At 57.9% G+C, this 7,069-nt stretch carries 6 protein-coding genes; 2 read left to right on the top strand and 4 right to left on the bottom strand.

Translation table 11 applies throughout. The features are described 5' to 3' along the window. Window positions 1–78: 78 nt before the first annotated feature. The 4 genes from HU806_RS11125 to HU806_RS11140 all read right to left on the bottom strand — a co-directional run bounded on the left by HU806_RS11125 (window position 79) and on the right by HU806_RS11140 (window position 4,304). Window positions 79–1,515 carry an NAD(P)(+) transhydrogenase (Re/Si-specific) subunit beta gene (locus HU806_RS11125; protein WP_186611419.1) on the bottom strand — a complete coding sequence of 479 codons (1,437 nt, stop codon included), beginning with the start codon at window positions 1,513–1,515 and terminating at the stop codon, window positions 79–81. Continuing rightward, window positions 1,515–1,838, bottom strand: a complete 324-nt coding sequence (locus tag HU806_RS11130; protein ID WP_003187010.1) for an NAD(P) transhydrogenase subunit alpha part 2 — start codon at window positions 1,836–1,838, stop codon at window positions 1,515–1,517. Before HU806_RS11130 ends, HU806_RS11125 begins: the two co-directional genes overlap by 1 nt. 15 nt (window positions 1,839–1,853) lie before the next feature. Further along, on the bottom strand, window positions 1,854–2,975 hold the full coding sequence (locus tag HU806_RS11135; RefSeq protein WP_186611420.1) for a Re/Si-specific NAD(P)(+) transhydrogenase subunit alpha: 1,122 nt from the start codon (window positions 2,973–2,975) through the stop codon (window positions 1,854–1,856). 429 nt (window positions 2,976–3,404) lie between these two features. Continuing rightward, the gene (locus tag HU806_RS11140) at window positions 3,405–4,304 is read right to left on the bottom strand and encodes a LysR family transcriptional regulator (protein WP_186611421.1); all 900 of its coding nucleotides are present in this window, start codon (window positions 4,302–4,304) and stop codon (window positions 3,405–3,407) included. A 157-nt stretch (window positions 4,305–4,461) separates the two neighbouring features. On the opposite strand from HU806_RS11140, the gene HU806_RS11145 reads away from it, so the two are divergent. Together HU806_RS11145 and HU806_RS11150 are read left to right on the top strand one after the other, a co-directional pair. Continuing rightward, window positions 4,462–5,643, top strand: coding sequence for an acyl-CoA dehydrogenase (locus HU806_RS11145; protein WP_186611422.1), 1,182 nt, complete (start codon window positions 4,462–4,464; stop codon window positions 5,641–5,643). A 13-nt stretch (window positions 5,644–5,656) separates the two neighbouring features. Next, on the top strand, window positions 5,657–6,877 hold the full coding sequence (locus HU806_RS11150; protein ID WP_186611423.1) for a CaiB/BaiF CoA transferase family protein: 1,221 nt from the start codon (window positions 5,657–5,659) through the stop codon (window positions 6,875–6,877). The last annotated feature ends 192 nt before the right edge of the window (window positions 6,878–7,069 follow it).

The raw sequence follows: 7,069 nt of genomic DNA on the forward strand, positions 1-7,069 counted from the left end.
GCCGGATCGGTAATGCTTTGCCTTGATATAAATCAAAACGCCCCGACAAGGCGGGGCGTTTTTGGCGAAACGGGAGAGTTATTCCACCGCTTTGACCATGTCCTCGATCACCTTTTTGGCGTCACCGAACACCATCATGGTCTTGTCGAGGTAGAACAGTTCGTTGTCCAGGCCAGCATAGCCGCTGGCCATGGAGCGCTTGTTGACGATGATGGTCTTGGCCTTGAAGGCTTCGAGGATCGGCATGCCGGCAATCGGCGACTTTGGATCGTTCTTCGCCGCCGGGTTGACCACGTCGTTGGCACCCAGCACCAGCACCACGTCGGCCTGGCCGAACTCGGAGTTGATGTCTTCCATCTCGAACACCTGGTCGTAAGGCACTTCGGCCTCGGCCAGCAATACGTTCATGTGCCCAGGCATACGACCAGCCACCGGGTGGATTGCGTATTTAACGGTCACGCCACGGTGGGTCAGCTTCTCGGTCAGCTCTTTCAGCGCGTGCTGCGCCCGGGCAACCGCCAAGCCGTAGCCCGGCACGATGATCACCGTGTCGGCGTTGGTCAGCAGGAAGGTCGCGTCGTCAGCCGAACCGGATTTCACCGGACGGGCTTCTTTGGAGCCTGCCGGGCCAGCCGCATCTGCGGTGTTGCCGAAACCGCCGAGCAATACGTTGAAGAACGAACGGTTCATCGCCTTGCACATGATGTACGAGAGAATCGCACCGCTCGAACCCACTAGCGAACCGGCAATGATCAGCATCGAGTTGTTCAGCGAAAAGCCGATACCCGCCGCGGCCCAACCGGAATAGCTGTTGAGCATCGAGACCACCACCGGCATGTCCGCGCCGCCGATCGGGATGATGATCAGCACGCCCAGGATAAAAGCCAGGGCCAGCATCAAGGCGAACGCGCCGAGGTTGCCGGTGAACATGAAGGCCAGGCCCAGGCCCAGCGTCGCCAGGCCCAGGATCAGGTTGAGCTTGTGCTGGCCACCAAACTGTACCGGTGCGCCTTGGAACAGGCGGAACTTGTACTTGCCCGAGAGCTTGCCGAATGCGATCACCGAACCGGAGAAGGTGATTGCACCAATGGCTGCGCCGAGGAACAGCTCCAGGCGGTTACCGGCCGGAATCGAATCCCCCAGTTGCTTGACGATGCCCAAGGACTGCGGCTCGACGACCGCCGCGATGGCAATGAACACCGCCGCCAGGCCGATCATGCTGTGCATGAACGCCACCAGTTCCGGCATCTTGGTCATCTCGACGCGCTTGGCCATGATCGAACCGGCCGTACCGCCGACCAACAGGCCGACGATGACGTAGCCGATGCCGGCGGTCGCTAGCTCAGCGCCCAGCTTATAGATGAGACCCACGGTGGTGATCACCGCCAGCGCCATGCCGAGCATGCCAAACAGGTTGCCTCGGCGGGAGGTGGTCGGGTGCGACAGGCCTTTGAGGGCCTGGATGAAACAGATCGACGCGATCAGGTAGAGCGTCGTTACCAGGTTCATGCTCATTACTTGGGCGCCTCTTCTTTTACGGCTTTCGGGGCTTTTTTCTTGAACATCTCAAGCATGCGGCGTGTCACCAGGAAGCCACCGAACACGTTCACGGCGGCCAGGGCCACGGCGAGGGTGCCCATGGTCTTGCCCAGAGGTGTTACGGTCAGCGCGGCGGCGAGCATGGCGCCGACGATCACGATCGCCGAAATGGCGTTGGTCACCGCCATCAATGGCGTGTGCAAAGCAGGTGTAACGTTCCAGACCACGTGGTAACCGACGTAAATCGCCAGCACAAAGATGATCAGGTTGTAGATACCGGGGGAGATAAGCTCTTCCATTGTCTGAATCCCTGCTTAGGCGTTTTTGCGGATGACTTGGCCGTCGCGGCACATCAGGCACGCGGCGACGATGTCGTCTTCCAGGTTCACGTCGAACTGACCTTCCTTGGTGAAGACCAGCTTCAGGAAGTCCAGCAGGTTACGGGCGTACAGCGCCGAAGCATCGGCCGCAACTTCACCGGCGAGGTTGGTCGGGCCGCAAATGGTCACGCCATTCTCGATCACTACCTGATCGGCCACGGTCAGCGGGCAGTTACCGCCCTGGGCCGCCGCGAGGTCGATGACCACCGAACCCGGTTTCATCTGCGCCACGGTTTCCGCGCTCAACAGCGTCGGTGCCTTGCGGCCCGGAATCAATGCGGTGGTGATGACGATGTCAGCCTGCTTGGCGCGCTCGTGCACGGCCTGGGCCTGGCGCTGCATCCAGCTGGCAGGCATGGGCCGGGCGTAGCCACCGACGCCGACGGCGCATTCACGCTCTTCGTCGGTTTCGTAAGGCACGTCGACGAACTTGGCGCCGAGGGATTCGATTTGCTCCTTCACCGCAGGGCGCACATCCGAAGCCTCGATCACGGCGCCCAAGCGCTTGGCCGTGGCAATCGCCTGCAACCCGGCCACGCCCGCGCCCAAAATCAGCACGCGCGCCGCTTTCACGGTACCCGCGGCGGTCATCAGCATCGGCATGAAGCGCGGATAGTGGTGAGCGGCCAGCAGCACGGCTTTGTAACCGGCAATATTCGCTTGAGACGACAGCACGTCCAGGCTTTGGGCTCGAGAAGTCCGTGGCGCGGCCTCAAGGGCAAAAGCGGTAATGCCGCGTTCGGCCAGCTTGGCGATGGTTTCGTTGTTGAACGGATTGAGCATGCCCACCAGAACGGTGCCACTCTTGATCAGCGTCAGCTCGCTGTCGCTAGGGGCAACCACTTTGAGAATCAGCTCAGCGCCAAACGCATCACTGGCGCTGCCAATGGTTGCACCCACTGCCTCATAGGCACTGTCGATAACGCTGGCCTTGATACCGGCGCCGCTTTGCACAGTGACTTTATGGCCTTGGCCGATCAACTTCTTGATGGTTTCCGGGGTAGCAGCAACCCGTGTTTCACCCGTTTGGGTTTCGAGGGGAACACCAATGTGCACGTCAAATCTCCTGCGTGATCTTATTGAGTAAACCCAGGCACTTCGGATGGTGCGGCTGGGGCGGCCGATCAGCACGATCCCGCTGGAAGGCGGGGCGCGGCATTTTGCAGGCGAAAATACAGCCCTTCAAGGGATTATGACGGGTGACGGAAAATTAACTACAAGTCACCCTGTGACCGAATGTCGCAACCCCTGGGGCTTGTCCCTTGAAAGCCCTGTGAATATTGGGTCATCGGCAAAAAAGTCATACTTTTCCATTGGCAAGCTGAATAAGCGGTCATGAGGTACGCAATATGGCTCAAAGCCACGTATCTAAACGCTTGTGGGACGATTGTTCCTATTTGATAACAGTTTGGCTTTATGCGACATAAACGTATATCTGTAGCGCTGTGATTTTGCTGACTACGAGGTCAGTATTTTAATTTGTCTTTAATTTTCAGCTAGATAGTTGTCCGCTTGTTGGACTAGCCAGTCGCGAAAAGCCTGGAGCGATGCGGATTCCACTTTTCGTTCCGGGATCATCAGGTAATAAGCCTTGATGCTCGACAATCCGTTGCGGTTTGCGACGACCAGGCGTCCTTCGGCCAATTCTCGCTGAATCAAAAACGGTGGGATCAGCGCAATGCCCATGTCGTGCATGGCCGCTTGGGCCAGCATGGAGAATAGTTCATAACGCGGGCCTGTCAGGTCGCGTGGGATGTTTAGCTCCTGGGAATTGAACCACTGCCGCCAGGCATAGGGTCGCGTGGTTTGCTGGAGTAGTGGCATTTCGGCAATGGCGGCCGGCGTCAGTGTCTTCTGGTTGCCCAGTAAGGTGGGGCTGCATACTGGCATCGGGTTCTCACCCATTAGCTTGTGGGATTCGGTGCCGGACCAATCGGCATCGCCGAAGTAGATGGCCGCGTCAAACTCGGTGTCAGCAAAGAGAAAGGGGCGCGTGCGATTGGTCAGGTTGACCGTGACTTCAGGGTGCTGCTTCTGAAAGTCCTTCAGGCGCGGCAATAGCCACTGGGTGCCGAACGTTGGAACGACCGCTAGCTCGATAACGTTCGCGCCGGTATGGCCCATGACTGAAAGGGTGTCGCGTTCGACCGCGTCCAATTGCGTCGCAACCCGACGACTATAGGAAAGGCCTGCCTCGGTCAGTTTGACGCCACGCCTCGAACGCCGGAACAACTCAACGCCGAGAAAGTCCTCCAGGCTGGCGATCTGTCGGCAGATGGCCCCTTGAGTGAGTGACAGTTCTTGCGCAGCCTTGGTAAAGCTTTCGTGTCGGGCGGCGGCCTCGAAACTGATCAAGGCGGTGGTGCTGGGGATTTTGCGACGCATGTACGGCAACCTCACTCATGGTGGGCTTGAGCGGCTTCAAAAGCCCTTTCGGAGTGAGAAATTAGCACAACCGCATGCGCAATCCTCGTTTGCTCCTGTGGGAAACCGCGCCTAGGATCATTCCACGACTTTTCATTTCATTGCTGAGGACTTTTTCATGGCTGGTAAAGCGAGTTTCAACTGGATCGATCCACTCTTGCTGGACCAGCAGCTCACTGAAGAAGAGCGCATGGTTCGCGACACGGCCGAACAATTCGCCCAGCAGAAGCTTGCGCCACGAGTCCTGGAAGCGTTCCGCCATGAAAAAACCGATCCGGCGATCTTTCGTGAAATGGGGGAGGTAGGCTTGCTGGGGGCAACCATTCCTGAGCAATACGGCGGCAGTGGCTTGAACTATGTCAGCTACGGCCTGATTGCCCGGGAAGTGGAGCGTGTCGATTCCGGCTACCGTTCGATGATGAGCGTGCAGTCCTCGTTGGTCATGGTCCCCATCAATGAGTTCGGCACCGAGGCACAGAAGCAGAAGTATCTGCCGAAGCTGGCCTCCGGGGAATGGATCGGCTGCTTTGGTCTGACAGAGCCGAATCATGGTTCCGACCCAGGCGCGATGATTACTCGCGCACGGAAGGTGGACGGTGGCTACAGCTTGACGGGTAGCAAGATGTGGATCACTAACAGTCCAATCGCCGACGTCTTTGTGGTCTGGGGTAAGGATGATGCGGGTGATATCCGCGGCTTCGTCCTGGAAAAGGGCTGGAAGGGCCTGAGTGCTCCGGCCATTCATGGCAAGGTCGGTCTTCGGGCTTCGATCACTGGCGAGATCGTCATGGATAACGTATTCGTCCCGGAAGAGAACATATTTCCAGATGTGCGTGGTTTGAAAGGGCCATTCACTTGCTTGAATTCGGCGCGTTATGGCATTTCCTGGGGCGCATTGGGCGCCGCCGAGTTCTGCTGGCACACCGCTCGTCAGTACACGCTTGATCGGCAACAGTTCGGACGCCCGCTGGCGGCCAACCAGTTGATCCAGAAGAAACTGGCCGATATGCAGACCGAAATCACTCTCGCCCTGCAAGGATGCTTGCGTCTGGGGCGTATGAAAGATGAGGGCTCGGCTGCGGTTGAAATCACCTCGATCATGAAGCGCAACTCTTGCGGCAAGTCCCTGGATATTGCGCGTATGGCGCGGGATATGCTCGGCGGTAATGGCATCTCCGATGAGTTCGGCATTGCTCGTCATCTCGTGAATCTGGAAGTCGTGAACACCTACGAGGGCACGCATGATGTTCATGCGCTGATCCTGGGGCGTGCGCAAACCGGTATCCAGGCGTTCTATTAATAGGAGAACGACCATGGGCGCGCTTTCGCATCTGCGGGTATTGGATTTATCCAGGGTGCTGGCCGGGCCTTGGGCTGGGCAGATCCTGGCGGACCTGGGGGCTGACGTCATCAAGGTCGAGCGTCCCGGTAATGGCGACGATACACGCGCATGGGGGCCGCCCTTTTTGAAGGACGCCCATGGCGAGAATACGACCGAGGCGGCCTACTACCTGTCGGCCAATCGCAACAAGCAATCCGTCACTATCGATTTCACGCGTCCCGAGGGGCAAAAGCTGATCCAGGAGCTGGCGGCCAAGTCCGACATCCTGATCGAAAACTTCAAGGTGGGTGGGCTTGCGGCCTATGGTCTGGATTACGACTCGCTGAAAGTGATCAACCCGCATTTGATCTATTGCTCGATTACCGGGTTTGGCCAGACGGGACCGTACGCCAAAAGGGCCGGGTATGACTTCATGATCCAGGGGCTGGGCGGCTTGATGAGCCTGACCGGCCGGCCGGAGGGGGATGAGGGCGCTGGGCCGATGAAAGTTGGTGTTGCGCTGACCGACATTCTTACAGGCCTGTATTCGACCGTTGCTATCCTGGCAGCGTTGGCTCACCGCGATAATGTGGGTGGAGGGCAGCATATCGATATGGCATTGCTGGATGTTCAAGTGGCTTGCTTGGCTAACCAGGCGATGAACTACCTGACTACGGGCGTTGCGCCGAAGCGATTGGGGAATGCGCATCCGAACATTGTGCCTTATCAGGATTTTCCTACGGCCGACGGTGACTTCATTCTTACGGTGGGTAATGATGGCCAGTTTCGAAAATTCGCTGAAGTTGCCGGTCAGCCACAATGGGCCGATGACCCTCGGTTCGCGACGAACAAGATGCGGGTGGCGAATCGGGCACAACTGATTCCGTTGATCCGCCAGGCGACGGTATTCAAGACGACGGCTGAATGGGTTGTTCAGCTTGAGCAGGCCGGAGTGCCGTGCGGGCCGATCAACGATTTGGCTCAAATGTTTGCTGACCCTCAGGTACAAGCTCGCGGATTGGCAATAGAGCTGCCTCACGCGCTGGCTGGCAAGGTGCCGCAAGTCGCGAGCCCGATTCGTCTATCCGAAACGCCTGTCGAATACAGAAGTGCGCCTCCATTATTAGGGGAGCACACGCTGGAAGTGCTCCAGCGAGTACTGGGAATGGACACGGCGACCGTCACGGCTTTCAAGGGCGCAGGCATTTTATGATTTCCTTCTATATAGAGGGCGCTCCTTGCAAGCTAGGCGGCCAGGGTTTTCGGGGGCTCAAGCAGCTCATTGAAAGAAAAGCGAAATAAAGGGTTGACGGCAAATCCTGGGTGTCTATAATTCGCCCCACTTCCGGCGCAGTCGAAACGGAAAACTCCTTGAGTTTCAATGAGTTAAGTAGGTTTCGATGTA

The sequence above is a fragment of the Pseudomonas sp. SWRI154 genome (assembly GCF_014268645.1).
GTDB lineage: Bacteria > Pseudomonadota > Gammaproteobacteria > Pseudomonadales > Pseudomonadaceae > Aquipseudomonas > Aquipseudomonas marvdashtae.